Here is a 26,957-nt window from a genome sequence, read left to right on the forward strand (position 1 = left end):
ACAGGCCCGGGCAAGACGATGTGGTGGGGGCACGCCCGTGACAGGCGCCCACGCGGATTCCGCGCCCGGATGATCCGGGGCCTTGCGCCCAAGGACAATTTTCGTCTTGGTCGGGCTTGTCCCGGCCATCCACGCATTCAGCCTGGTCGCCCATGGCGCGTGGCCCTCCAGTGCAATCAACTGAAATCGAGACCAGGCCATGGCAAGCTCTCCCGCATACAAATCGCCATCGGGCTGGAATGCCCTGCTGCCGCAGCGCATTGCCAGGGACACCGAGCCTTCGAACCGGCGGTTCCGCACGATCATCGTCGGCGCCGGCTACACGGGCCTCGCGGCGGCCCGCCGGCTGGCGGAACTGGCTCCCGATGACGAGGTGCTTCTGCTCGAGTCCTCCACCATCGGCGAGGGCGCGGCGGGGCGAAACTCCGGCTACCTCCTGATCAACCCGGGCGAGCCGAGCGCCAATGCCGCCGGCTTCGCGGCCGACTGGGCGACGCGGCAATTCGCGCTGGCGAAAGCCGGATTCGACGGCCTGCGCGCGCTGGTCGAGAGCCATTCCATCGCCTGCGACTGGGACGAGGCGACGCCGACCGTCACGGCGGCCGCCACCGCTCCGGTTGAAAAATCGGCGCGCCAGACACGCCAGACCTATCTCGACTGGGGCGTGGTGGCGCAGGAATACGGCCCGGGCGATCTCCTGCGCATGATCGGCACCGATTATTATCGCTACGGCCTGCAATCCCTGACACGGGCACTGGTCCAGCCCGCCGCGCTCCACCGCGGGCTCGCCGACAGCCTGCCGGAGGCGGTGGTTCTCGTCGAGAACACGGAGGTCGTGGCGGTCGGCGAGGGGGCGCCTTTCCGGGTCCAGACCAACCGGGGCGAATTCGTCGCGGACCGGGTCTTCGTCACCAACAATCTCCACGCAAGGTCGCTCGGTCTCGTCCGCGACCGGATGATCGGCATCTACACCTATGGCGCCTTTACGCCGGAACTTGACGACGCTGAGCTCACCCGGCTGGGCGAAGCGCCCCGATGGGGTGTTCTGCCGGCGCACCGCATGGGAACGACCATGCGCAAGACCGGGCGGCGGCTGCTGATCAGGAGCGGTGATTCCTACGAGCAGGAGCTCGACCCGGGCAAGGTTCGCGTCATGCTGACCGCGCTCTACCGGCGCCGCTTTCCCCATATGCGGCTTCATGACTTCGAGCACGTCTGGGGCGGCCTGACCGCGGTCACCCATAATGGCGGTTTCTATTTCGGCGAGGCGCGGCCGGGTCTCTACGCTTCGGTCGGCTGCGGCGGCGCGGGTGTCGTCCGCGGCACGATCCACGGCAAGCTCCTGGCCGAACTCGCCAGCGGATCGCAGTCTGCGCTGCTGAGCGATCGCCTCGCGCAGAAGGGCCCGAACTGGCTCCCGCCGGAACCCCTCCGGCGCCTTGGCGCGACCGCCCAGATCGCCTGGGAGCAATGGCAGGCTGGCCGGGAGCGTTAGGTCGTCGCTACGCTGTCATCGTGCGGGCATGACGATCACTGCTTGCGGTGGGAGCTCGACAGTCCCTCGATGATCGGGCAATCGGGACGGCTGTCGCCCTGGCAACTGCGGACCAGATGGCGCAGCGTGTCGCGCAGTTCGGTCAGCTCCACCAGCTTGCGGTCGATCTCGGCGAGCTTCGTCTTGGCCAGCGCCTTCACGTCGGCGCTCTCCCGCTCCTTGTCGTTATAGAGCGACAGCAGCTGCCGGCATTCCTCGACCGAGAAGCCGAGACGGCGCGAGCGCTGGATGAAGCGCATGCGATGCACGTCGTCGATCGAATAGTCGCGATAGCCATTGCTGGCGCGGTCGGCCGTCAGCAGGCCGATATCCTCGTAATAGCGAATGGTCTTGGCCGGCAGTCCCGACCTTTCCGATGCAGCGCCAATGTTCATCAGGCTCTCCCTCGCACGCGTTGGACATCATATAATGCTTCCAGTCACTGGAAGCTCAAGGGGTTCCCGTTCGCCGGGGGAGGGCGTCGGCCGCAGTCTCCCCCGGGCGCTCGGTCAGGCCTCGTAGGCCATCGATGTCATCATGCCGCCGGCCATGTGATAGAGGTGGTGGCAATGCAGCGCCCATCGGCCGGGATTGTCACCGTCGAAGGCGATCGTCACCTGTCCCATGTGGCCGGGGACGAGCACCGTGTCGCGCACGGCGCCGGCGAACCGTCGGCCGTTCACCGCCACCACCTGGAAGTGGTGCCCATGCAGGTGCATGGGATGCGACATCGATGTGTGGTTGACGAAGGTCAGCTCGAAGCGGTCGCCCGCTCGCACGGCCAGCGGCCGGTCCGCGCCGTGCACCGCGCCATCCAGGGTCCAGACGTAACCGGCGCTTTCGCCGAGCATCATGGCGTGTTTGCGTGTCGCCGCCCGTGCCACGAGCGGCTTCGCCGCCCGCAATCTCTGCTCCAGTTCGGCGTCGACAGCCGGAAAATCCGCGTCGGCCGTGCCCGCCAGCTTGCCGAGCGACGCCCCCCGGGCGGCGAGCACCACGCCGGTGCGCATGCGGCCGCCTTCCTGCACGGCGAAGATCGGCCATGCCCCGGCCGCCTTGGGCAGTTCGAGCAGAATGTCGAGCCGCTGTGCCACGGCGAAGGCGAAGCGCGAGCCGGCGACCGGCTCCACCGGCATGCCGTCGACCGCGATCAGCCTGCCCGCGAGTTGGCCGAGATCGATCCACATATTGGTGCTGGCGGCGCCATTGATCAGGCGAAGACGCACACGCCCGCCCGGTTCGACGGTGAAGACCTCGGGGTCGTCCAGGGTTCGATCATTGGCGAGAAGCGCATCGTATTGGACATCCTGGACATGCGCCATGCCGCCCATCCGCATGCCGCCATGGCCCATTGCGCGATGACCCGTTGCGCCGCCTCCCATTGCGCCACCACCCATGGCTGGCATGCCGTGGCCTCGATGAGCGGACGCCGCCGGCGGCTGCTGCATCGCCGCCATGTCGTGCCCGCCGCCCTTGAGCCCGGCGAGGATCTCGGCCGGGTCGCGGAAGGTGAAGTCGTGGAACAGCACCACGACCTCCTGGACATCGGCCGAGGCTTCCGAGGGATCGCGGACGATCAGCGGTGCGGCGAGCAGCCGCTGCTCCTGCAATCCCATATGCGAATGCATCCAGAAGGTGCCGGGCCGGGCGACCGGAAAGTCATAGTCATGACGGCCACCGTCCGGGATCGGCGCCTGCGAGAGGGCGGCGACGCCGTCCTGCCGCCAGGGCGGGGTCAGCCCGTGCCAGTGAATCGCCGTCGGTTCGCCGATGCGGTTTTCGAGCCTGACCCGGAAGGTCTCGCCGGCGTTCATCACCAGGCCGTGCCGTCCGCCCGGCTGCGTCAGGCCGAGGACGTCGGCGGCCTTGCCCTTGACCTCGATGACGCGCTTGGCCGCCGTGATGATCGTGGGATCGGCGCCCTGGCCCTTGACGGTCGAAGCGAAGAGAGCGGGAGCGGTCGTCATCAGGGCGCCTGTGGCTGAAAGCTTCAGAAAGTCTCTGCGAAGCATGGTGTCGGTCTCCATTCGGGGCGTCAGGCGACGGCCTCGACGCGTTCCTCGGGCGTAAAAAAGACGTCGGCGTGCAGGTCGGACGCCGCGACGCCGCGGGCTGCCAGCACGGCGCCGACGGCATCGACCATCGCGGGCGGTCCGGCGACATAGGCCTTGGCGCCGGCAAGGTCCTGGTGGTCCTGTGCCAGGGCCTCGGACACAAGGCCGCTGCGCCGGCCGGCCTTGGCGGATTGCGAGAGGACCGGCACGAAGGTGAGGTTCGAAAAGCCCCGTTCGAGCGCGTGGAAATGCTCGACCAGATAGAGATCGGCTTCGGTCCGTGCCCCGAAATAGAGGTGGATCGGCTGGCGCATGCCGGTGCCCAGCGCGGTCTCGACGATCGATTTGATCGGCGCCAGCCCGCTTCCGCCCGCGACTGCGACGATCGGGCCGCCATGGCCGTCGCGCAGATAGGCCGCGCCGGCCGGGCCTTCGACCGCCACCCGGTCGCCCGCTTTCAACGAGGCATGGATCAGGCTGCTGGCGCGGCCCGCCGGCACGAGCCGGACATGCAGCTCGACAAGCGCGTCGCCGGGCCGGCTCGCCATCGAATACTGGCGGGCGGGCGCCCCCGGCACGGTGAGCGACAGATATTGCCCGGCGGCGAAGCGGAAGGCCGACCGATCGTCCATGTTCAGCCGGATGGCCAGGATGTCGTGTGTCAGGCTCTCGACCGCGGTAACCGTCGCTCCCTGGGTGGCGGCCGGCATGGCCTCGTAGCCGGCGTCGAGCCACGCAACCGTCACGTCGGTTGTCGGCACCGACCGGCAGGCGAGGATCAGGCCGTTGTCCCGGTCCTCCTCGGTCAGGGCGAAGGGCGAGTGCCGGCCGTGTTCGACATCACCGCTGATCAGCCGCGACTTGCACGCTCCGCAGCGGCCGGAGCGGCAGCCTTGCGGATAGGCAATGCCGGTTTCGGCCGCCGCCTGCAGGATGGTCTGCCCCGCGGCGACCGGAATGCGGCGCCCAAGGTGGGGAAGAGCGAGATGGGGCATGGTGTCCTCACGCGGCCTTGGTCAGGTCGAGCAGCGCCGCGATCTCGGCGCGCTGCACGGCGAAGGTGCCGAAGAAGATGTGCTTGTCGTCGATGATGGTGATCGGCGCGACGCGCACGCCGGCGCGGCGCCTGGCGTCCTCGGCGACCGCGGGGTCGCGCAGGTCGTGCTCGACGAAAGGCAACTGTTGCGCCGTCAGCCAGCGCTTCAGCGCCAGGCAGTCGGGGCAGGTCGGCGTGGTGTAGATTTCGATGCGGGATGGCGTCGACATGGCGATCCTCGTGGCAGGGCTGGACAGGGCAGCGGGAGGGGCGGCCCGCCGCGACGGCGGGCCGAAGACCGTTATTCGGCCGGCGTCAGCAGGCGCGCGTCGGCTGCTGCCGCGGTCTCCCTGACCGGGGCCTGGAAGCGCTTCAGGCGCATCGCGTTGCCGAGGACGAAGACGCTCGACAGGGCCATCGCGCCGGCCGCCAGCATCGGCGACAGCAGCGTGCCGCTGAGCGGATAGAGCAGGCCGGCCGCGACCGGGATCAGGGCCGCGTTATAGGCGAAGGCCCAGAACAGATTCTGCTGGATGTTGCGGATCGTCGCCTTGGACAGGGCGATGGCGTTGGCGACGCCCAGCAGGTCGCCGGACATCAGCACCACATCGGCGCTTTCGATCGCAACGTCCGTGCCGGTGCCGATCGCCATGCCGACATCGGCCTCGGCCAGCGCCGGCGCATCGTTGATGCCGTCGCCGACAAAGGTGACGGCGCGGCCGCCGGCGCGCAGGCGCTTGATCGCGTCGACCTTGCCGTCGGGCAGCACTTCGGCAACGACCTCGTCAATGCCGAGCTGGGCCGCGATCGCTTCGGCGGTGCGCCGGTTGTCACCGGTGATCATGGCGACCTTCAGGCCCATGGCCTGCAGGGCGCGAATGGCCTGCGGGGTCGACCGCTTGATCGGATCGGACACGGCGATCACGGCGGCGAGCTTGCCGTCGATGGCCGCATAGAGCGGCGTCTTGGCCTGCCGGCCCATGCGGGCCGCGGTGTCGGCGAAGCTGTCCACCGCAATGCCGAGCCGGGCCATATAGCGGTCGGCGCCGACCGCGACCTGATGCTGGCCGACCCTTGCGCTGACGCCGAAGCCGGGCACGGCTTCGAAAGCGCTGACCGTCCCCAATGAAGCGCCGTCATCCCTGGCGGCGGCCACGATGGCGGCGGCGACCGGGTGTTCGGACTGGGCCTCGACGGACGCAACGAGAGCCAGGACCTTGGCGCGTTCGAAACCGCCGGTGACGTCGAGATCGGTCATCACCGGCTTGCCGGCGGTCAGCGTGCCGGTCTTGTCGAGGGCCACCACCTGCGTCGACTTCAGGGATTGCAGCGCCTCGCCATTCCGGAACAGCACGCCGAGTTCGGCCGCGCGGCCGGTGCCGACCATGATCGAGGTCGGGGTGGCAAGACCCATGGCGCAGGGGCAGGCGATGATCAGCACCGCGACGGCATTGACCAGCGCGAAGGTGACCGCCGGCTCCGGGCCCAGCAACAGCCAGACCAGGAAAGTCAGCGCGGCAGCGGCCATGACGGCCGGCACGAACCAGGCCGTGACCTTGTCGACGACGGCCTGGATCGGCAGCTTCGACCCCTGCGCGGATTCGACCATGCGGATGATCTGGGCGAGCAGCGTGTCGGCGCCGACCTTGGTCGCACGATAGGCGAAACTGCCGGTCTTGTTGATCGTGCCGCCGACGACTTCGGCGCCTTCGCCCTTGCTGACCGGGATCGGTTCGCCCGAGATCATCGACTCGTCCACGAACGACGAGCCCGACAGCACGACGCCGTCGACCGGCACCTTGTCGCCCGGACGCACCTGGACGATGTCGCCGGCGACCACCTCATCGAGCGCGATCTCGATGAACTGGCCGTTGCGCTCGACCCGGGCGGTCTTGGCCTGCAGGCCCATCAGCCGCTTGATCGCTTCGCTGGTGCGGCCCTTGGCCTTGGCCTCGAGCAGGCGCCCGAGCAGGATCAGCGTGACGATGACGGCGGAGGCCTCGTAGTAGACATTGGCCGTGCCGTCGGGCAGCACGCCCGGCGCGAAGGTCGCGACGACGGAATAGGCCCAGGCGGCGGTCGAGCCGAGGACGACCAGGGAATTCATGTCGGGGGCGAGGCGTGCGAGCGCCGGCACGCCCTTCCGGTAGAAGCGCAGGCCGGGACCGAACTGGACGATGGTCGCCAGCACGAAAAAGGTGATGTAGCGCGGCTGCTCGTCGAAATTGGCCATCAGCCAATGGTGCAGCGCGGGGAACAGGTGGGAGCCCATTTCCAGCACGAAAATCGGCAGGGTCAGGACGGCCGCGATGGTGAAATCGCGCTTGAGGTTGGAGAACTCGCGGTTGCGGGCGTCCTCGCGGCTGTCGGTCGCCGCCAAGGTCGCCATTGCCTCCGTGCGGCGCGGCTCATAACCGGCCTTGCGGATGGCGGCCTCGATCGCCGCGCGTGGCGCGGAACCGGCGAGCAGCGCGACGGTCGCGCGCTCGGTGGCGAGATTGACCGAGGCTGAGGTCACGCCGGGCACCGCGGCAATCGCCTTTTCGACGCGGCCGACACATGAGGCGCAGGTCATGCCCTCGATATCGACCTCGATCGTCTCGACCGGCACGTCATAGCCGGCGCCGCGGATCGCCGCGATGACGCCGTCGACATCGGCCGCGGCGCCGAAAGCGACCTCGGCGCTCTCGGTGGCGAGGTTGACGGTGGCCGCCGAGACGCCCGGCACGGCCGCGATCGCCTTCTCGACGCGACGCACGCAGGATGCGCAGGTCATGCCTTCGATCGGGAAAGTCCGTCGGGCGGTCGCGGCTTCTAGTCGAGGCAACGCATTCATCGTTCCTGGTCTCCGTTCGAATGTGATGAAGGGAGGCTAGGGCTTCCAGTCGCGGGAAGGTCAACAGGGGGGGCAAAGATTCTTGGCTCGCGGCAAGTGGCTGCTTTCAAACATATTTTTTCGCGCGGGCGAACGAGGGTCCTGAAAATAGCCGGGACGGCGGGCGGCTTGACCTTCCACCGGCGGGAACCTGCAGATTCGACGAACGGCGCCTGCGCCGATGACGAGACAGGAGAAACCGATGCTGAAATTGAACGTCCCCGACATGACCTGCGGCCACTGCGCCGGGGTCGTCACGAAGGCCATCCGCAGCGTCGACGCGGGCGCCGGCGTCGATGTCGATCTCAAGACCCGGACCGTGACCATCGACGCCAAGGCCGACGGCGCCGCTTTCACCCAGGCGCTTGCGGTGGCGGGCTATCCGGCCACTCTCGGCGCCGCGTAACAACGACCATGGCCCCGGGGGCGGAGCCTCTTTTCCGCCCCCGCAACACGCCTCGCGCGCCCGGCGGGGCAGGGCCGATGACGGCGGGCGAGAGACGGGCGGCCGCGGCGGCCGCGCCGTCATGAGCCCTGGGCGGCGGCGGCGGGGCCCGGACGTGAGCCAGAGATCCGGGAAGCCGCCGGTGTGACGGATGTGGGGCGGGGAGGTTCGAGGCCTGCCCGCCCCGCCGCCGTCAGGCCGGAGGCTCGCCTGCGACGGCTGTCGTCGCGTCGACCGCGGAACCGGCTGCGCGCCGCAGGACCAGCCGCCGGACGACGACGTAGAACACGGGTGTCAGGATCAATCCGAAGAAGGTCACGCCGAGCATGCCGGCGAACACGGCGATGCCCATGGCATGGCGCATCTCCGCGCCGGCGCCCGTCGCCATCACCAGCGGCACGACGCCGGCAATGAAGGCGAGCGACGTCATCAGGATCGGCCGCAGGCGCAGGCGCGCGGCCTCGAGCACCGCGGCCAGGGGATCGCGGCCCTTCCTTTCCTCCTCATGGGCGAATTCCACGATCAGGATGGCGTTCTTGGCGGCCAGGCCGACCAGCACGACGAATGCGATCTGGGTGAAGATGTTGTTGTCGCCGCTTGAGAGCCAGACCCCGGCGATGGCGGACAGCAAGGCCATGGGCGCGATGAGCAGGACCGTGAACGGCAAGGACCAGCTGTTGTACTGCGCCGCCAAGATCAGGAAGGCCAGCAGGACCGCGAGCGGAAACACGATCATCGCCGTGTTGCCGGCCTGTTTCTCCTGGAAGGTCAGGTCGGTCCATTCGAACGCCATGCCGGCCGGCAGTGTCTCGCGCATGATCCGCTCGATGACCGCCGTCGCCTGGCCGGACGAATAGCCCGGCGCCGGACCTCCGGTGATGTCGACCGAGGGATAGCCATTGTAATGCATCACCCGATCGGGTCCTGAACTGGTCGCGACGGTCGCAAGCGCCGCCAGCGGAACCATCTCGCCCGCGGCATTGCGAACCTTCAGGCGGGCGATGTCGTCCACATCGGCGCGGAACGGCGCGTCGGCCTGGACGATGACGCGATAGGTTCGGCCGAACCGGTTGAAATCATTGGCGTAGAGCGAGCCCAGATTGACCTGCAGCGTCTCGAAGATCGCGGTCAGCGGAACCCCTTGCGCCTTGGCCTTGGCCCGGTCGAGATCGACCTGAACCTGCGGCGCGTTCATCTGAAAGCTCGCCATCATGCCGGCGAGTTCCGGCGCTTGCGCCGCCTTCGCCATGATCGCGCCCTGCGCCCTGGCCAGGGCTTCGAACCCGGCGCCGGAACGATCCTCGATCTGCAGCTTGAACCCACCGATCGTTCCGAGCCCCGGCACCGGCGGCGGCGGGAACATGCCGACGAAACCATCCGGGATCTGGCTGTACTTGCCCATCAGCCGCCCGGCGATCGCATTGGCCGAGAGCGACGGGTCCCGGCGCTGGTCGAAGGGATCGAGGATGGCGAAGACGACCGCCGCGTTCGGCAGGTTGACGAAGCCGTTCACCGAGAGGCCCGGAAAGGCCACGACGCTTTCGACGCCGGGTTCTGCCATCGCGATCCTGGACATCTCCTTGACCACGGCCTCGGTCCGGTCGAGCGACGCGCCGGACGGCAATTGGGCGATGCCGACGAGATAATACTTGTCCTGCGTCGGCACGAAACCGGCCGGAATGCTCTGGAACCCCATCCAGGTCATTCCGACAAGGGCCGCATAAAGCGCCAGGATCACGCCGCTGATACGGATGGCGCGGCGCGCCGCGCCGACATAGGCGTCGGAGGCCCGGTCGAAGAAGCGATTGAACAGCCGGAAGAACCAGCCGAAGGCGAAATCGATGCCGCGGGTGAGCCAGTCGCGCTTCGACCCGGCATGGTGCGGTGTCAGCAGAATGCCCGCCAGCGCCGGCGAAAGCGTCAGGGAATTGATCGCCGAAAGCACCGTCGAGATCGCGATGGTGACGGCAAACTGGCGGTAGAACTCGCCCTGAAGGCCCGACAGAAAGGCGGCCGGAATGAACACCGCCGCGAGGACCGAGGTGATGGCGATGATCGGCGCGGTTACCTCGTCCATTGCCTTGCGGGCCGCGTCCCGCGGCGTTTCGCCGAGGCCGATATGGCGCTCGACATTTTCGACGACGACGATGGCGTCGTCGACAACGATGCCGATCGAAAGAACCAGGCCGAACAGCGACAGGGTGTTGAGCGAGAAACCCAGCAGATACATCACCGCAAGCGTGCCGATGAGCGAGATCGGCACGGCCACCAGCGGAATGATGGACGCCCGCCACGTCTGCAGGAACAGGACCACGACGATGACGACGAGAACGATGGCTTCGAGCAAGGTCGTCACGACCGCCGCCAGGGAGGCGCGCACGAAGACGGTCGGATCGTAGGCGATTCGGTATTCCAGGCCCTCGGGGAAACCGCGCTGCAACTGCTTCATCTCGGCGCGCACCGCGTTCGAGACGTCGAGCGCATTGGCGCCGGGGCGCTGAATGATCTGCAGCGCCACCGCCGGCTCGCCGTCGAGCAGGCTGCGCAATGCATAGGCGTCGGCACCAAGCCCGATCCGCGCCACATCGCGCAGGCGCACGATCTGCCCGTCATCGCCGGTCTTGATCACGATCTCGCCGAATTGTTCCTCGCTGGACAACCGGCCGAGCATGTTGACCGTGACCTGATAGCTGGCGGCATCGGACGGCTGCTGGCCGACCGAGCCGGCCGCCACCTGGACGTTCTGCTCGCGAATGGCGGCGACGACATCCCGGGCCGTCAGTCCGCGGGCCGCGATCCTGGCGGGGTCCAGCCAGACGCGCATCGCATATTCGCCGGCGCCCCAGACGAGCACGTCGCCGACCCCCGGCAAGCGGGCGAGCGAGTCGCGGACCTGAAGGGTGGCGAAGTTGGAGATGTAGAGCGGATCATAGCGTTTGTCGGGCGATATGAGATGAACCACCATCAGAACATCGGGCGACGTCTTCTGGGTCACGACGCCGATGCGCTGAACCTCCTCGGGCAGGCGCGGCAGCGCGCGCGACACGCGGTTCTGCACCTGGATCTGGGCGATGTCGGCATCGGTGCCCTGGGCGAAGGTGACGGTGAGCGTCATCCGGCCGTCGGTTGCGGCCTGCGACCCCATATAGAGCATGCCCTCGACGCCGTTGATCGACTGCTCGAGCGGGGCGGCCACGGTTTCGGCGATGACCTGCGGATTGGCGCCGGGATAACTTGCGGTGACCTGCACGGTCGGCGGGGTGACCGATGGGTATTCGCTCAGCGACAGCCGAAACAGGGCAATCGCGCCCGCGATCAGCATGAGGGCGGAGACAACGATCGCAAAGATCGGGCGGTTGATGAAAAAGCGGGGCAGGCTCATCGACCGGCCTCCCGGCTATTGCGGTCGGCGACGGCGCCGCCTGAGCGCCGATCGGGCGCCGGCGCGATCCGGTTCGGGGTCACCTCCATGCCCGGGCGCACCAGCCCCTTGATGATGATCGTATCGCCGGGGTTGAGGCCGCTGGCGACGACGCGCAGTCCCTCGTTCATCGCGCCCAGTTCGACCGGCCGGTATTCGACCTTGTTGCCGGCGCCGAGCACCAGGACGTAGCGGCGTCCCTGATCGGTGCCGATCGCCTGGTCGTCGATGAGAACGGTCTCCCGGGGCGGGCTCGTGGCCAGTTTCACCCGTGCGAACAGGCCCGGTGTCAGCCGGCCGTCGGGATTGGCCAGCACGGCCCGGGCGCGGATCGTCCCGGTGCCGCGATCGACACGATTGCCGAGGAAGTCCAGCGTGCCCGCATGCGGGTAGCCGGTCTCGGTGGCGAGCCCGACCTGCACCGGGAACGCGGCGCCCTGGCGCCCGCCGGCTTCGGGCCGGGCCTTGCTCAGAAAGCTCAGATAGGTCGCTTCGTCGATATCGAAATGGACATGGACGGGATCGATCGACACGATTGTGGTGAGCAGTGCCGCCGTGGCGCCGGAGGCTCCGGTGACGAGATTTCCTTCCGTCACGAGGACGCGGTCGACGCGCCCGGCGATCGGGGCGGTGACGCGGGAATAGGAAAGGTCGAGCCTCGCCGCGGCCACCGCGGCCTTTGCCTCCAGCACCTGCGCTTGCCGCTCCCGTTTCCTGGACACGGCGTCGTCGAAGGTCTTGCTGGAGACCGCACCGCTCGGCACCAGCCGCTGCGACCGGTCGAGATCCGTCTCGGCCTGGGCGAGCAGGACCTCGGCCCGCTGCAGCTGCGCCTCCGCATTCTGGAGCGCGACCTCGAACCGGCGCGGGTCGATCTGGAACAGCAACTGGCCCTGTTCGACGAGGCCGCCTTCCGGCACGCTGACGGATTCGAGCATGCCGCCGACCCGCGGCCGGAGCTCGACCGTCCTGGTGGCGGCCACGACACCGGTGAACTCCGACGATCGGGCGATCACCCGCGTGACCACCTCGGCCACCGGCACCTGGGGTGGCGGCGGCGTGGCGGCGGTCCCGGCCGTTTCGCCCGCGGTCAGCGCGGCGCTGACGGTGGCCGGCACGCCATTCAGATAGAGCAGCAATGCGCCGCTGCCGACGGTCGTCAAGGCGAACAGAAAGGTCTTGGCGGACAGAAAGGTCTTGGATTTTCTTGTCATTTGGGCGACCTCGTCGTCGGAATGCGCGACGTCTCGGACGCCGCCGCTGGATGATGCCCAGCGACGCTAGTGCTTTCAGTGACTGGAAGGTCAACAGCCGTGCCGACGGCGCACGAGCCGAAGCGCGCGATGCCGTCTTGCCGGGAGCCCGGCCTTCGCCGCGGTCACCGTTGGGGGCGGTGCTGCCAGCGGCGAGAGCTTGCTTGCAAGGGATGGAGCAGGCCGATCGCCGGCCTCGGTCTCGTCTCCCGGCGTCATCCCGCGGGCCGGTCGTCCTCCGCGGCCCTGACCGTTGCGACGCGCAACAGGGCCGCGGCGACGCCGGCGCCATAGTCGGGATCGGCCTTCGTGCAATTGGCGACGTGGCGCTGCTGGATCGGCACGGCGGCGGCGCCGACGGCGCGCGCGGTGTTGTCGAACAGCATCTGGCGCTGCGCCGGGTTCATCTTGCGGAACAGGTCGCCGGGTTGCTGGTAGTGGTCGTCGTCGACGCGATGATCCCAGTGGGCGGCCGCGCCCTCGATATCGAGCGGCGGCTCGTTCAGGTCAGGCTGATCGGTCCATTCGCCCCGGCTGTTCGGGAAATAGGTCGGGGTCCGGCCGAGATTGCCGTCGGTGCGCATGGCGCCGTCGCGGTGATAGCTGTGGAACGGGCATTGCGGTGCGTTGACCGGGATGAGGTGATGGTTGACGCCGAGGCGATAGCGCGCCGCGTCGCCATAGGAGAACAGCCGGGCCTGCAGCATCTTATCGGGCGAGAAGCTGATGCCCGGCACGATGTGGGCGGGCGAGAACGACGCCTGCTCCACCTCGGCGAAGACGTTTTCCGGGTTCCGGTTCAGCTCGAAATAGCCGACCTCGATGAGCGGGAAATCCGCCTTCGGCCAGACCTTGGTGAGATCAAAGGGATTGAACGGGAACGTCTTGGCCTCGGCGTCGCTCATCACCTGGATGGATAAAGTCCAGCGCGGAAAATCGCCACGCTCGATGCTTTCGAAGAGATCGCGCTGGTGCGTCTCGCGGTCCTTGCCGACCAGGGCTTCGGCCTCCGCGTCGGTCAGGTTTTCGATGCCTTGCCGGGTCCGGAAATGGAACTTCACCCAGGTCCGCGCATTGGCGGCGTTGAGGAAGCTATAGGTGTGGCTGCCGAAGCCGTGCATGTGGCGGAAGCTTCTGGGGATGCCGCGATCGCTCATCACGATCGTGACCTGGTGCAGCGCTTCCGGCAGCAGGGTCCAGAAGTCCCAGTTGTTGTCGGCAGAGCGCATGCCCGTGCGCGGATCGCGCTTGATGGCGTGGTTCAGGTCCGGGAAACGCAGCGGATCGCGAAAGAAGAACACCGGCGTATTGTTGCCGACCATGTCCCAGTTGCCTTCCTCGGTGTAGAACTTCAGCGCGAAGCCGCGAATGTCGCGTTCGGCATCGGCCGCGCCACGCTCGCCGGCCACGGTCGAGAAGCGGGCGAACATCGGCGTCTGCTTGCCGATCTCCGAGAAGATTTTCGCCTTGGTGTAGCAGCTTATGTCGTGCGTGACGGTGAAGGTGCCGAACGCGCCGGAGCCCTTGGCGTGCATGCGGCGTTCGGGGATCACTTCGCGGTCGAAATGCGCGAGCTTCTCGATCAGCCAGATGTCCTGCAGCAGCGCTGGTCCGCGCCGGCCGGCCGTCTGGATGTTGAGATTGTCGCTGACGGGTGCTCCCGTCGCATGGGTCAGATAGGGCGGTTTATCGGTCATTGGATCGTCCTTCGTCCGGGGGTGGTTCAGCCGTGCCAGTGCGAGCAGCGGATGACGCTGCAGAAGTTGCCCCGGTGGAAATGCGGCTCCTTGTCGGCGATGACGTCGGCCTTGACGTTGCCGAAGGTCGTGTCCGGCTTGTGCTTGATGCCGTCGTAGAACGCCTGGATGATGTCTTCCTTGAACCCCGGCGTGCGCGGGAAGGCGTTCACGACAGCCTCGCGCTCGTGGTCGGAATGGTCCTTGTAGGTGAGGCCGAGCACGTCCATCTCGACACCCGCGGTGACCAGCGCGACGACGGGATGCATGTGGACCGGCACGCCCGGCGTGGTGTGCAGCGCGATCGCGGTCCAGACCGTGTAGGCGTCCTCCTCGGGGATGCCGTGGCTGCGCAGGAAGTCGCGGGCGGCGTGGGCACCGTCGACCTCGAACCGCTCATGGGGGCTCGCATGGCTCGGCATCAGGCCGATGTCGTGGAACATCGCGCCGGCGTAGAGCAGCTCGCGGTCGAATGTCAGCCCGCGATGCACCCCGGCAAGCGCGCCGAAATGATAGACCCGGCTCGAATGGTTGAAGAGCAGATCGGTCTCGGTGTCGCGGATATATTCGGTGATCGCGCGCGCCAGCTTGCTGTCGGGAATGGCGGCGGTTTCAATGATTTTCGTCATGACGTTCTCCTGCGTTTTTGCTCGTCAGGACCGTAGATCCGCGCTAGGGTTGGCAGCAATTGTCGTAACACGACGAATGCAGACAAAATCCGACCCGGGCGGACACAGGCATGAATGTGAAAGCAAGAACGGTTGTGATCGTCGCGCTGCCCGGTGTGCAGTTGCTCGACGTCTCCGGTCCCCTCGACGTCTTCGCCGAGGCGAATGCGCAAGCGGGCTATCCGGCCTACCGGCTGCTGGTGGCGGCAGCGGAGCCTGGTCCGGTCCGAAGTTCGTCGGGCGTGCGCCTGATGCCCGACAGCGTCATCGGCGGCGAGAGCGAGGCCGGGATCGACACGCTCCTGGTCGCGGGCTGTCCGAACGCGGCCGAGGTTCCGGCCGATGGCGCGGTTGTCGCCTGGCTGCGGCGGATGGCACCGGCCGCGCGCCGCTTCGGGTCGGTCTGCAGCGGCGCATTCTTCCTGGCCGCCGCGGGGCTGCTCGACGGCCGCCGGGTGACGACCCACTGGGCGGTCGCGGAGCGGCTGGCGCTGCGCTACCCGGCGGTCCTTGTCGACCAGGACGCGATCCATGTCAGCGACGGCCCGCTCAGGACCGCGGCGGGCGTCACCGCCGGCCTCGATCTGGCGCTGGCCCTCGTGGAAGAGGATCTCGGGCATGAGATCGCGATGAAGGTCGCCAGCCAGCTCGTCATGTTCTTCAAGCGTCCTGGCGGGCAGATGCAGTTCAGCCGCAAGGGCGAGGCCGTGCCGGCCGGACGCGCCGCGCTCCAGGAGCTTCAGCGTTGGATCGTGGCCAATCCGGCGCTCGACCATAGCGTCGCGCGTTTGGCGAAGCGGATGGAACTGAGCCCGCGCCATTTCGCGCGGCTGTTTCGAAGCGAGGTCGGAATCACCCCCGCGACCTGGGTCGAGGAGGCCCGTATCAGCGCGGCGCGGCAATTGCTGGAAACCGGGCATGAAATGCCGAAGCAGGTTGCCGCGCGTTGCGGCTTTGCCGATGCCGACACATTGCGCCGGGCGTTCGCCCGCCATGTCGGGGTCACGCCGGCGGAGTATCGCAAGCGTTTCGCCAGCCTCGCGGCCTAGGTGCCCGGTCGTGGCGCCGGTGCGGCCAGAAAGACGCCGCCGGCGGCACGGTCTTCCGCCGATCAGCCGTGGCGATCTCGGCTTGCACCGGTTTCCTTCGCGGGCCGGGCCTTGCCGATCGCGTTCAGCCGCGCGAGCGCCTCGTCCGGCAGCGCAAGCTGGGTCGCCGCGAGGTTCTCGGTCAAATGATCGGGCGACGAGGTACCGGGGATCAGCAGGATATTGGGCGCGCGGTGCAGCAGCCAGGCCAGCGCCACCTGCATCGGCGTCGCGCCGAGCGCGGCGGCGACGTCGGACAGGGCGGTCGATTGCAGCGGCGTGAAACCGCCGAGCGGGAAGAACGGCACATAGGCGATGCCCAGGCCGGTCAGCTCGTCGATCAACGCGTCGTCGTCGCGATGGGCGAGGTTATAGTGGTTCTGCACGCAGACGATGTCGGCGATGCCGCGCCCCTGTTGCAACTGGCGGGATGTGGCGTTGCTCAGGCCCAGATGGCGGATCAGGCCCTGGCGCTGCAGGTCGGCGAGCACGGTGAGCGGCGCCTCGATCGATCCCTCGCTTGGGCCGTGCACCTGGCCCATGATGCGCAGGTTGACGACATCGAGCACGTCGAGACCGAGATTGCGCAGGTTGTCGTGAACCGCGCGCGTCAGCTCGGCCGGCGTCATCGCCGGGTTCCACGATGCGTCCGCGCCGCGTATCGCGCCGACCTTGGTGACGATCACCAGGTTGTCCGGATAGGGATGAAGCGCTTCGCGAATGATCTGGTTGGTGACGTGCGGACCGTAGAAGTCGCTGGTGTCGATGTGGTTGACGCCGCTTGCCACGGCCTGCCGCAACACGGCGAGCGCGGCGTTGCGATCTCGCGGTGGTCCGAAGACGCCGGGCCCGGCCAGTTGCATGGCGCCATAGCCGAGACGGTTCACGGTGCGGCGGCCCAGCGGGAATGTACCCGCGGCGGTGATGTCGGCCATCTGAGATCTCCCTGACGAGGATCGGAGCACTATGGACCGCTTGGCGTCGCGCGATAATCCCATATAATCCTCACGGGCTGTGCGGAATGGCGAACAATGGCGTTGGAACTGGACGATCTGGCCGCCCTTGTTTCAGTGGCCAGGGCCAGGGGGTTCCGCCAGGCGGCGCGAACCGGCGGCGTCTCGGCCTCCAGCCTGAGCGAGGCGGTCGGCCGGCTCGAATCCCGCCTGGGCGTCCGTTTGCTCAACCGCACCACGCGCAGCGTCGCCCCGACCGAAGCCGGCGCCCGCCTGCTCGAACGGCTGGTTCCGGCCCTCGGCGAGATCGAGGCGGCCGTCGACGTCGTCAACGCGTTTCGCGATCGGCCGGCCGGGACGCTCCGACTCAACGTGCCGGCGACCGTCGCCCGCCTGGTCCTGCCGGACATTGTCGCGCCGTTCCTGAAGGCCTATCCGGAGATCCGGCTGGAGGTGATCGTCGAGGACGGCTTCGTCGACGTGCTCGCGGCGGGTTGCGATGCCGGCATTCGATATGACGAGCGGCTGGAGCAGGACATGATCGCGGTGCCGATCGGCCCGCGTGTCCAGCGCTTCGCCACCGCCGCATCACCGGGTTATCTCGCCGCGCGAGGCCGGCCGGAACATCCGCGCGACCTCTTGGCCCATGCCTGTCTTCGCGGCCAGTTCGCCAGCGGCGCTATGCCGGCCTGGGAGTTCGAACGCGCGGGCGAGGTGGTCCGGGTCGATCCCGGCGGCCCGCTGGTGGTGCGGCTCGGCGCGGCGGTGGACCTAGCGACCAGCGCCGCCGTCGCCGGGCTCGGCATCATCCATCTCTTCGAGGCCTGGCTGAAGCCGCATCTCGACGACGGCACGCTGGTGCCCGTGCTGGAGCCGTGGTGGCAAAGCTTCCCGGGGCCGTTCCTCTACTATCCGGGCCGGCGGCTCCTGCCGCCGTCGCTTCGCGCCTTTGTCGACTTCATCAAGGCATAGCAGCAGGCAAGCCCGAGGCGCTTCACTCGCGGCCGGTGCGTGATACTGAATGCCCGTTTCGGCGCGCGCTCCTCGCGGGGGGCGCCAGGGCCGATCGGATCGCATGCGGAGTGACGCGATGAGCGGCTTGGTGATCAAGGGCGGCCGGGTGGTGGATCCCGAGAGCGGGTTCGACGCTCAGGCCGACGTGGCCATTGTCGACGGCAGGATCGCCGCCATCGGCGCCGGGCTCGGCGCGGCCGACCGGGTCATCGACGCGACCGGCCTGGTCGTCGCGCCCGGCTTCATCGACCTGCATGCCCATGGCCAGTCCATCCCCGCCGACCGCATGCAGGCCTTCGACGGCGTCACCACGACCCTGGACCTGGAGGCCGGCGTGATGCCGGTCGCCTCCTGGTATCGGCGCCAGGCCGAGCAGGGGCGGATCCTGAACTACGGCGCCTCGGCCAACTGGGCCTTCGCCCGCATCGGCGCCATGGTCGGCATCAACGAGGAATCATCCCTGGAGGCCTTTGGCCGCGCCACGCGGGACCCGCGCTGGATGAACAATATCGCCAGCCCCGCGGAGCAGGACGGGATCGTCGCGCGCCTCGCTCAGGGCCTGGACGAAGGCGGCATCGGTATCGGCATCCTGAACGCCTATGCCCCTGGTGCCGGCGTCCAGGAGCTCACCGCCGTCTGCCAGCTCGCGGCGGCCGTGGGTGTGCCGACCTTCACGCATATCGCCTACATGTCGCGCATTGATCCGAAAAGCGCGGTCGAGGCCTATATCCGCCTGATCGGTTATGCCGGCGCGACCGGCGCGCATATGCACATCTGCCACTTCAACAGTTCCAGCAAGACCGACGTGGAGCGCTGCGCCGAACTGGTGCTGAAGGCGCAGGCCCAGGGCCTGCCGATCACGGTCGAGGCCTATCCCTACGGCACCGGGTCGACCGTGCTGGCCGCCGCCTTTTTCAGCGATCCCGAATTCGAGACGCGCAACGGCACCGGCTACGATTCCGTGCAGCGGGTGGCCGACGGCCGGCGCTTCCGCGACCGGCAGGAGCTGCTGGCGGCGCAGGCGGAGGAGCCCTCCACCCTGGTGCTCTGGCACGTCCTCGACACCGAGAACAACGAACGCCATCGCCGCATGCTCGACCTCTCGGTGCTCTATCCGGGCGGCGCGATCGCTTCCGACGCCATGCCCTGGATCCTGGCCGATGCCACGACCTATACCGGCGATGCCTGGCCTCTGCCCGAGGACGCAACCTCGCATCCGCGCTCGGCCGGAACCTTCACCCGCTTCCTCAGTCACTGGGTGCGCGAGCGCCAGGCGGTTTCGCTGATCGAGGGCATCGCCAAGTGCACGCTGATCCCGGCCGAGATCCTGGCGGCCAGCACGCCCGCCATGCGCGCCAAGGGCCGGCTGCGTCCGGGCGCCGATGCCGATGTCGTGGTGTTCGATTTCGAGACGCTGGCCGACCGCGCCGACTTCAAGGCGATGAACCGCCCGGCCGAGGGCGTGAAACACCTTCTGGTCGGCGGCCAGGCGGTGATCGGCAACGGCATCATGGATGTGGCGGCGCGCCCTGGCCAGGCGGTGCGCCGGCCGCTCGCCGCCGCGACCTGAACGGGCAGGGGGCTGCTCGCCGCGCCGCTCAAGCCGGCCGGATCACGTCGCGCAGATGAGCCGGCAGACGCAGCCGCTGCCAGGCGCTCTCGGCGTCCCGTCCAGGCACATTGGCGCAAGCCTTCAGGGCGTAGCGCGCCGCATGAGGCGCATGGCTCGCGACATGGACGGTTGCCGCGGCATGGGCCGCGGCCCTTGCACTGGCGACGGCTTCGGGCGAGGTCGCCAGCCTTGCCGCGGCATGGGCCGCGAAGGCCGCGTCCCGGGCCGCCGATACGCCGAGTTCGCCGCGCACCCAGGCGCGGGCGGCGGCAATGGCCTGCCCGGGGCGGCGGTCCCGCGGATGGGCCACCTCGAAGCGAGGCAGGACCCGTTCGGCGCAATCCGCGGCCCAGAGAGCCATCAGCTGATGGTCCGAGAGAGCCGCCTCCGCCGGCAGGTCATGCTGTTTCACGGGCTGTTCTCATGGCTGGCTGTGGTGTGCGGAAACCGCCACCGCGATCTCGGTGCAACGATCGCCATTGGTCGGATGGAAATCGACGGAACAGGCGGTGACGACCAGCAGAAGATCGCATTCCGCGCGCAACACGACAAATCCGCCGGGCGGGTTCACCGATGCCGAGACCTCCAGCCGACCATCGGCCGATGGCAGGGAGTTCTGGAAGAAGTCGACGGGATCGGGAACGAAGGCAAGCGAGATGCCTTGCTCCTGCATCGCCCGCAATAGATTGTCCCGGCAGTTTGGATGCCCGGGCAGGCCGACGCGCTCGAACAAGCCACTGTTGCAGGCCGGGAACAGCATATCATGCGGACCCGGGGAACCGTCCTCGACGAGCGTCAGCAGAGGGCGGCCTTTGTCGCTGTAGAAGCTCTGTCCGACCGCCGGAAACAGGCTTTCGTTGATATCCCGCGTCTGTGACGTGCTGAGCCAATCCAATGTATCTCCGATCACGAAGGCCCAGAGATCGGAGACCTGCTGGCCCTGCGGGTCCGTGATGGAAATGAATTGACCGGCGGAAATTCTGATCGAGCGTCCGGAATATGGAGGTATGATCATAGAGTTATTTTCATTTGACAATTTTGCATTTCCATTTCGCATTATTTGAATACATGCTATCGCCGCGATCGAAGCAACGTCAAGGTTAGATCGGTGCGACTGATCTTCGCGGGCCGCGGGCGCGGCAATTGAATTCGGTCACTGCCGACCGGCCCCTTCGCGCCAATTTCAGCACGAGGCTGTGAGCGCCCGGCCGGCGGCCGGCGACGCTGCGCTTCGTCCGAAGCCGCGAAGATCGGCTTGGCGCGTTCGAGCGATTTGATGGCCGCCGCGCGAGCGCGCGACGGACGCATTCGGGGCATGACCATGCCCGCCATCACACGGCTCATGGCCGTTGCGCAGCGGGAGACATGTCATGCCGATCGATCAGAGCCGCTTCCCTCTGGTGTTCCTGCGCTCCGAGCTGGACGCGGAGGCGGCGTCCACGCACGACCATTCGGCCGAGGCGCAACTCGAGGCCGTTCTGGACCGACAGGAGCGGTTCGTTCTGATCACCGATCATTCGCCCGGCGACGCGCAGGGCGACAGCGTCGAGGAGCGCAGGCAGCGGGCCCTGTTCTTCAAGCGCAACAAGGGACGCCTGCGCCGGTTCTGTGCCGGCGCCATCGTCATTGAGGGCGACAGGCCGACGCCCATGCCGATGAGGCTCGCGGCCCAGGCCATGGGCAAGGCCTTCGGGATCGGCTTCCATTTCGTCGCCAGCGAGGCCGAGGCGATCGAACGGGGCGTGGGGCTCGTTGGGCAGGTGGCAGGGTCCATCGCGCGGAAGCTTTGATCGACGCCCGGGGCCCTGGCGGAGGCCGGGCTTTTTGATAGAATCGCGCCCATGTCGCGAACGCGCCGCCGCCCGCCGCCATCGACGATCCCGGACCCGTGTCGCCGGGCCATGCTCGCCGCCATGGGAAGCGTCCTGGTCTCCCGGCCATCCCTGGCGCAGGACAGGTCGCCCTTGCGCGTGGCCGATGAGGTGGGACCGCGCATGCAACGTATCGTCGAGGGCCTGCGTCCCGCCGTCGTCCTCGCCGGCGAAGCGCCCATGAAGCTGGCGGATCGAATGCGGGAGCTCCGCGTTCCCGGGGTCAGCATCGCGGTGACGCATGGCGGCGACATCCAGGCTTTCGCTTTTGGATCCGCCGGCATCGACGGCGCGCCCGTGCGGCCTGAGACGCTGTTTCAGGCGGGCTCGATCAGCAAGCCGGTTTCGGCGGTCGCAGCGCTCGCCTTGGTCCAGGCGGGAAAGCTCGATCTCGACGGCGACGTCAACCTGACCCTGAAGGCCTGGAAGATCCCGGCCAATGCGCATACCGATCGCTCCAAGGTCACGCTGAGACGGCTGCTGAATCATTCCGCAGGTATGACGGTGCATGGATTTCCCGGCTATGCGGCGGGCGCGGCAATTCCCTCGCTCGTCGACGTTCTCAACGGGACGCCGCCGGCCAATACCGCCCCTGTCGTGGTCGGCCATGAGCCGGGAACCCGGTTCCAATATTCCGGCGGCGGCTACACGATCATGCAGCAATTGCTCATCGACGTGACCGGCAGGCCCTTTGCCGAGCTGGTCGCGGATCTCGTTCTCAAGCCGTTCGGCATGACCCGGAGCAGCTTCGCGCAGCCGCTGCGGAAGGAGGACGCGCCATCGGCCGCGACGCCTTACCGGGGAAATGGCGCGCCGGTGCCCGGCGGGGCGCATGTCTATCCCGAACTCGCCGCCGCGGGATTGTGGACGACGCCGACCGACCTGGCGCGCTTTGCCCTCGGCCTGCGCGATGGCTGGGTCGATCGGAACGGCTCCGTCTTGTCTCACGCGACGACGGTTCAGATGCTCACCCCCGGCTTTGGCGACTACGGGCTCGGCCCGATCGTCCGCGGGACCGCGCCGCATCGGCAATTTCTGCACGAGGGCGTCAATGATGGCTTCGTGAGTTCGATGATCATGTTCGAGAATGGCGATGGCGCCGTCGTCATGACCAATGGCGCGCGCGGCGCTTTTCTGGCCGCCGAGATCATGCGCGCCGTCGCCGTCGAATATGACTGGCCGGCCGGCCGGCCCGCGACACGGCAAAGAACCGCGATCGACGCGCGCCTGCTCGACAGGTTGACCGGAACCTATGAACTCCCGTCCAAGGTCCAGATCCGCGTCTTCGGACAGGACGGCCGCTTGTACTTCCATGCGACGGGGCGCGATCGTTTCGAAATCCTGCTTGGAAGCGGCCGCGACTTCTTCTTCACGACCGTCGATGCCACCCTGACATTCGACGGCGAGGACACCGCCGATGCGACGCAGCTGACACTTCACGAGAACGGCGCCGACCGCGTCGCCAGGCGCATTCGATAGGGCAGTCCTGGGACATCGACCTCCCGCGTCTATGGGGCCGCGGCTTCGGCAACCCGGCCGCCGCGCGGCGCGCGTTTGACGATCCCGGCCCTGAACCAGTCGACGAAGGCGCGCAGCTTGCCCGGCTGAAGGTCGCGGGACGGGAAGTAGATGTGGAACTGCTGTGGTTCCGGTTCGTAGTCGTCGAGCACGCTGACCAGTTCGCCGGATGCTATCGCCGCCTCCTCGGTGGCGCGGAAGCGCTGGGCCAAGCCCAGTCCGGCCCGCGATGCCAGGGCGAAATGGCTGTTGTCGTCCAGGATAAGGGCTGCCGGCGGGTCGAGCTGGATGGTCTCGTCGCCACGCCGGAACGTCAGCGGCTCCAGCCGGCCGCTGCCGGGAAAACGGTAGCGGATGAGCGCATGGCGAGACAGGTCCTCGGGCGACCGCGGCTCGCCGGAACGCGTCAGGTAGTCGCGGCTGGCGAGCATGGAACGGCGCAATGGCGGGCCGGTCGGCACCGAGATCATGTCCAGCTCCAGCGCGCCTCTGAAGCGTATGCCGGCGTCGAAACCATTGCTCACGATGTCGGTCAGGCGGTCGTCCGTCGACATCTCCAAGCGGATGGCCGGGTAGCGCCGGACGAAATCGGCCAGGGCCGGCAGAATGCAGACCTCCGCCGCGAGCCGCGACAGCGTGATCCTGAGGTGGCCGGACGGCTCGCCATCGGCTTGCCGGATCGTTTCGATGGCGCCGGCGAGAAGCCCCATCGGCGCTTCGACGGCATCCAGCAGCAGGCGCCCGCGTTCGGTGAGCCGGACGCTCCGGCTCGTCCGGTCGAACAGGCGGGTTCCCACGCGAAGCTCGAGCTGCCGGATCGACTGGGAAACCGCCGATACGGAGATGCCGAGCGGGCCGGCCGCAGCGGTGAAACCGCCAGCCTGCGCCACCATGCGGAAGACCGGCAGCGCGGCCAGAACACCCGAATCCATCATTAAGTCCTACTTCATGATGCGTTCAGGAATGTGCCCATTTCGGCTGGGCATTGTCGAGGCTATTTCCCTGGCCTGTGACATGCGCGGCGCCAGGCGGGCCAGGTGATCCCTGTCCGCTGGCGTCCAATTCAGGAGACGGAAATGACGGCCTCATTCGACTTTTCGGGCAAGGTCGCGCTGGTCGTCGGCGCCAGCAGGGGCATCGGCGCCGAGACAGCCAGGGCCTTTGCCCGCGCCGGCGCCGCCGTCGTGCTCGCCGCGCGCAGCCAGGCGGCAATCGCCGATGTCGCGCGGCGGATCCAGGCGAGCGGTGGCCAGGCGCTTGCGGTTGCGGCCGATGTCACCGATGCCGGCAGCATGAAGGCGCTCGTCGCGCGCGCGGTCCAGCAATTCGGCCGCCTCGACGCAGCGTTCAACAATGCGACCGACGGGCCACGGCCGGCCCCTCTTGCCGAGATCGATGTCGACGCGTTCGACCTGGGCATTCGCACCAATATCCACGGCACGTTCCACGGCATGAAGTTTCAGATCGCCGCCATGCTGGACAATGGCGGCGGCACCATCGTCAACATGGCTTCGACCGCCGGTGTCGAGGGCGTTTCGAGCCTTGCCGCCTATGTCGCTGGCAAGGCCGGCATTGTCGGGCTCAGCCGTGTCGCGGCGCTGGACTACGCCGACAGGAACATCCGGGTGAATGTCGTGGCGCCGGGACCCATCCTCACGCACCATCTGGAGGCCGCCGGCGACGACGTCCAGCGGATGGCCGCCTCGGCCGTGCCGATGGGGCGGCTCGGACAGGCGGGCGAGGTTGCGAATGCCGTGCTCTGGCTGTCGTCGCCGGCGTCCGGGTTCACCAGCGGCGCGGTGCTTCCCGTGGATGGCGGACAACTGTCCGGGCGTGTCATCAAGTCGACCTTCAGGCGCAGCACCTGAAGGGTGGAGGTGATGGCGCGGGCCGAAGCAGCGAAATCGCCAGGGCGCACCGCCTGCACGGAAGCCCCGACAGTCCAGGCGACGAGGCCGCCGGCCCCGTGCCTCATCGGCTGGTCGAGTCGAAGCTGCGCTGCATCTTCTCGACGATCTGGTCGATGCTGAAGCTGGACGGCCTCTGGCTCGGTGGAAACTCCTTGAATGTCTCCAGGAATTTGCCGACCACCGCCGGAGCGGCCAGGAAGATGCCGGCACCATCGGACATGAGCCAGTCGTAATAGGTGTTCGAGGTGATATCGGCGCGTTCGAAAACATCGGAACGAAGATTGAACAGCTTCGGCACGCGCAGCGCCGTGAACGGTTCCGCCCAGATCCGCAGCGTGCCCTGCACCCGCTGTTCCTCGAAGACGACCTTCCAGCTGCCGTAGCGCAGCGCGACGACATCGCCGTCGTCATTGAAGTAGATGAACTCTTCGCGCGCGCCGTTCGGCTGCTGGCCAGTCAGGTGCGGCAGCTGGTTGTAGCCGTCGAGATGAACCTTGAAGGTCTTGGTTCCCGCCTGGTGGCCCCTCAGCAGCTTCTCCTTGATATCGGGATCGCCGGCGGCGGCCATCAGGGTCGGCAGCCAGTCGAGGCCGCTGACCATTTCGTTGGAGATCGATCCGGGCTGGATCCGGCCGGGCCAGCGCACGAAGCAGGGAACGCGGAAGGCACCTTCCCAATTGGTGTTCTTCTCGCTGCGGAACGGGGTGGTTCCGGCATCCGGCCAGGAGTTCTGGTGCGGGCCGTTATCGGTCGTGTAGATGACGATCGTATTGTCGCCGATGCCGAGATCATCGACCGTTTTCAGGATCTGGCCGATGGTTGCGTCGTGCTCGATCATGCCGTCGGCATATTCGGTCCTGGCGTTGAGGCCGCCCGGGCTGCGATGGGCTTCGGCGACATGGGTGCGGAAATGCATGCGGGTGGAGTTGAACCAGCAGAAGAACGGTTTGCTGGCCCGCGCCTGCCGCTGCATGAAATCGATGGCCGCGGCGGACGTCTCGTCGTCGATCGTTTCCATCCGTTTGCGGGTGAGGGGCCCGGTATCCTCGATCTTACCGTCGGCCGAGCTTCGGACGACCCCGCGCGGGCCGAAGCGCTTCCTGAATGCGGGATCCTGCGGATAGAACCGGTTCTCGGGATCCTCTTCGGCATTCAGGTGGTAGAGATTGCCGAAGAATTCGTCGAAGCCGTGATTGGTCGGCAGGAATTCGTCCCGGTCGCCGAGATGGTTCTTGCCGAATTGTCCGGTGGCGTAGCCGAGCGGCTTCAACAGTTCGGCCAGCGTCGCGTCGCGTGCCTGCAGGCCGACGGTCGCTCCGGGGAGCCCGACCTTGGACAGGCCGGTACGCAGCGTGCACTGGCCGGTGATGAAGGTGGACCGGCCGGCGGTGCAGCTCTGCTCGGCATAATAGTCGGTGAACATCATGCCTTCGCGCGCGATCCGGTCGATATTCGGGGTGCGGTAGCCCATCACGCCGAACGAGTAGGCGCTGATATTGGTCTGCCCGATATCGTCTCCGAAGATCACCAGGATATTCGGCCTGCGGCCGCCCGCGGCAGCGGCCGTCGGTGCCGGAACCGGGGAGGGCGCCTGGGCCGGCGCCGGCGCGGGAGCCGCGGGCCGCTGCTGCGCCTCGGCCACCTCATTCAGCCCGATGACCGATGCCACCGTCAGGGTCGTGGTGGAAAGAAGCATGTTGCGGCGGCTGACATGGGCGCAGCCGGATGCGCCGCTCGGCTCGTCTTTCTCGGTCATGACGGTCTCCGCCCTCTGTGGGAAAGCACTGTCGAGCAGCGTCGGATCGGGCCCTCGCCACCTCAGCGCAAGGTGGCGAGGATCGGCCTCGCCGGTCGAGCGCGACATCCGGTCATTCCAGGACGCGGCCCCTCGCAATCCTCGGGCGATTTTCGGGGAAAATGCTGAGCCGGCCGGCAGGGTCGATCGAGCATGGCTGGTCCCGCCGGCGCG

The 26,957-nt window shown here is 67.7% G+C and carries 22 protein-coding genes; 8 read left to right on the forward strand and 14 right to left on the reverse strand.

Translation table 11 applies throughout. The features are described from left to right. Positions 1–199 precede the first annotated feature (199 nt). Positions 200–1,495 (forward strand): NAD(P)/FAD-dependent oxidoreductase, encoded by a 1,296-nt coding sequence (locus AC07WJ_RS33430; protein ID WP_494939047.1) that lies wholly within the window; start codon positions 200–202, stop codon positions 1,493–1,495. A 35-nt stretch (positions 1,496–1,530) separates the two neighbouring features. On the opposite strand, the gene cueR is transcribed toward AC07WJ_RS33430, so the two are convergent. The 5 genes from cueR to AC07WJ_RS33455 all read right to left on the reverse strand — a co-directional run bounded on the left by cueR (position 1,531) and on the right by AC07WJ_RS33455 (position 7,460). Further along, positions 1,531–1,929 carry a Cu(I)-responsive transcriptional regulator gene (gene cueR, locus AC07WJ_RS33435; protein WP_494939048.1) on the reverse strand — a complete coding sequence of 133 codons (399 nt, stop codon included), beginning with the start codon at positions 1,927–1,929 and terminating at the stop codon, positions 1,531–1,533. A 114-nt stretch (positions 1,930–2,043) separates the two neighbouring features. Continuing rightward, positions 2,044–3,546 (reverse strand): multicopper oxidase family protein, encoded by a 1,503-nt coding sequence (locus tag AC07WJ_RS33440; RefSeq protein WP_494939049.1) that lies wholly within the window; start codon positions 3,544–3,546, stop codon positions 2,044–2,046. A gap of 23 nt (positions 3,547–3,569) precedes the next feature. Further along, the gene (locus AC07WJ_RS33445; protein ID WP_494939050.1) at positions 3,570–4,583 is read right to left on the reverse strand and encodes a 2Fe-2S iron-sulfur cluster-binding protein; all 1,014 of its coding nucleotides are present in this window, start codon (positions 4,581–4,583) and stop codon (positions 3,570–3,572) included. Positions 4,584–4,590: 7 nt separating this feature from the next. After that, entirely contained in the window at positions 4,591–4,854 is a 264-nt protein-coding gene (locus AC07WJ_RS33450) for a glutaredoxin family protein (protein ID WP_494939051.1), read from the reverse strand. A gap of 71 nt (positions 4,855–4,925) precedes the next feature. Continuing rightward, entirely contained in the window at positions 4,926–7,460 is a 2,535-nt protein-coding gene (locus AC07WJ_RS33455; RefSeq protein WP_494939052.1) for a heavy metal translocating P-type ATPase, read from the reverse strand. 241 nt (positions 7,461–7,701) lie between these two features. Here AC07WJ_RS33455 and AC07WJ_RS33460 point away from each other — a divergent pair, with 241 nt between their 5' ends. After that, positions 7,702–7,905, forward strand: a complete 204-nt coding sequence (locus AC07WJ_RS33460) for a heavy-metal-associated domain-containing protein (RefSeq protein ID WP_494939053.1) — start codon at positions 7,702–7,704, stop codon at positions 7,903–7,905. A gap of 232 nt (positions 7,906–8,137) precedes the next feature. On the opposite strand, the gene AC07WJ_RS33465 is transcribed toward AC07WJ_RS33460, so the two are convergent. From AC07WJ_RS33465 to AC07WJ_RS33480, 4 genes are all read right to left on the reverse strand, one after another. Continuing rightward, the gene (locus AC07WJ_RS33465; RefSeq protein ID WP_494939054.1) at positions 8,138–11,326 is read right to left on the reverse strand and encodes an efflux RND transporter permease subunit; all 3,189 of its coding nucleotides are present in this window, start codon (positions 11,324–11,326) and stop codon (positions 8,138–8,140) included. Further along, the gene (locus AC07WJ_RS33470; RefSeq protein WP_494939055.1) at positions 11,323–12,579 is read right to left on the reverse strand and encodes an efflux RND transporter periplasmic adaptor subunit; all 1,257 of its coding nucleotides are present in this window, start codon (positions 12,577–12,579) and stop codon (positions 11,323–11,325) included. Before AC07WJ_RS33470 ends, AC07WJ_RS33465 begins: the two co-directional genes overlap by 4 nt. A gap of 254 nt (positions 12,580–12,833) precedes the next feature. Beyond that, positions 12,834–14,315 (reverse strand): catalase, encoded by a 1,482-nt coding sequence (locus AC07WJ_RS33475; protein WP_494939056.1) that lies wholly within the window; start codon positions 14,313–14,315, stop codon positions 12,834–12,836. A 26-nt stretch (positions 14,316–14,341) separates the two neighbouring features. Beyond that, the gene (locus AC07WJ_RS33480; RefSeq protein ID WP_494939057.1) at positions 14,342–14,983 is read right to left on the reverse strand and encodes an HD domain-containing protein; all 642 of its coding nucleotides are present in this window, start codon (positions 14,981–14,983) and stop codon (positions 14,342–14,344) included. Positions 14,984–15,093: 110 nt separating this feature from the next. Between AC07WJ_RS33480 and AC07WJ_RS33485 the strand changes: the two genes are divergently transcribed. Next, complete coding sequence (locus AC07WJ_RS33485; RefSeq protein ID WP_494939058.1) at positions 15,094–16,071, forward strand: GlxA family transcriptional regulator; 978 nt, start codon at positions 15,094–15,096, stop codon at positions 16,069–16,071. Positions 16,072–16,133: 62 nt separating this feature from the next. Here the strand turns inward: AC07WJ_RS33485 and AC07WJ_RS33490 are convergent, their stop codons facing one another. Next, complete coding sequence (locus tag AC07WJ_RS33490; RefSeq protein ID WP_494939059.1) at positions 16,134–17,045, reverse strand: aldo/keto reductase family oxidoreductase; 912 nt, start codon at positions 17,043–17,045, stop codon at positions 16,134–16,136. A gap of 96 nt (positions 17,046–17,141) precedes the next feature. On the opposite strand from AC07WJ_RS33490, the gene AC07WJ_RS33495 reads away from it, so the two are divergent. Both AC07WJ_RS33495 and AC07WJ_RS33500 read left to right on the forward strand, forming a co-directional pair. After that, the gene (locus AC07WJ_RS33495; protein WP_494939060.1) at positions 17,142–18,035 is read left to right on the forward strand and encodes a LysR family transcriptional regulator; all 894 of its coding nucleotides are present in this window, start codon (positions 17,142–17,144) and stop codon (positions 18,033–18,035) included. Between the two features lie 103 nt (positions 18,036–18,138). Further along, on the forward strand, positions 18,139–19,647 hold the full coding sequence (locus tag AC07WJ_RS33500) for an amidohydrolase family protein (RefSeq protein WP_494939061.1): 1,509 nt from the start codon (positions 18,139–18,141) through the stop codon (positions 19,645–19,647). A 28-nt stretch (positions 19,648–19,675) separates the two neighbouring features. Here the strand turns inward: AC07WJ_RS33500 and AC07WJ_RS33505 are convergent, their stop codons facing one another. After that, positions 19,676–20,101 carry a putative immunity protein gene (locus AC07WJ_RS33505; protein WP_494939062.1) on the reverse strand — a complete coding sequence of 142 codons (426 nt, stop codon included), beginning with the start codon at positions 20,099–20,101 and terminating at the stop codon, positions 19,676–19,678. A gap of 9 nt (positions 20,102–20,110) precedes the next feature. Next, entirely contained in the window at positions 20,111–20,704 is a 594-nt protein-coding gene (locus AC07WJ_RS33510) for a DUF1989 domain-containing protein (protein WP_494939063.1), read from the reverse strand. A gap of 355 nt (positions 20,705–21,059) precedes the next feature. On the opposite strand from AC07WJ_RS33510, the gene AC07WJ_RS33515 reads away from it, so the two are divergent. Together AC07WJ_RS33515 and AC07WJ_RS33520 are read left to right on the forward strand one after the other, a co-directional pair. Continuing rightward, positions 21,060–21,479 (forward strand): hypothetical protein, encoded by a 420-nt coding sequence (locus AC07WJ_RS33515; protein WP_494939064.1) that lies wholly within the window; start codon positions 21,060–21,062, stop codon positions 21,477–21,479. A 204-nt stretch (positions 21,480–21,683) separates the two neighbouring features. After that, on the forward strand, positions 21,684–23,039 hold the full coding sequence (locus AC07WJ_RS33520) for a serine hydrolase (RefSeq protein ID WP_494939065.1): 1,356 nt from the start codon (positions 21,684–21,686) through the stop codon (positions 23,037–23,039). Between the two features lie 29 nt (positions 23,040–23,068). Here the strand turns inward: AC07WJ_RS33520 and AC07WJ_RS33525 are convergent, their stop codons facing one another. Next, entirely contained in the window at positions 23,069–24,010 is a 942-nt protein-coding gene (locus AC07WJ_RS33525; protein ID WP_494939066.1) for a LysR family transcriptional regulator, read from the reverse strand. Positions 24,011–24,154: 144 nt separating this feature from the next. Here AC07WJ_RS33525 and AC07WJ_RS33530 point away from each other — a divergent pair, with 144 nt between their 5' ends. Further along, a complete protein-coding gene (locus AC07WJ_RS33530; protein WP_494939067.1) occupies positions 24,155–24,946 on the forward strand; it encodes an SDR family NAD(P)-dependent oxidoreductase in 792 nt (263 codons plus the stop codon). A 103-nt stretch (positions 24,947–25,049) separates the two neighbouring features. On the opposite strand, the gene AC07WJ_RS33535 is transcribed toward AC07WJ_RS33530, so the two are convergent. Beyond that, on the reverse strand, positions 25,050–26,744 hold the full coding sequence (locus tag AC07WJ_RS33535; RefSeq protein WP_494939116.1) for an arylsulfatase: 1,695 nt from the start codon (positions 26,742–26,744) through the stop codon (positions 25,050–25,052). Positions 26,745–26,957: the final 213 nt, after the last annotated feature.

Source organism: Phreatobacter sp. GW821-FHT04C01, assembly GCF_059420385.1.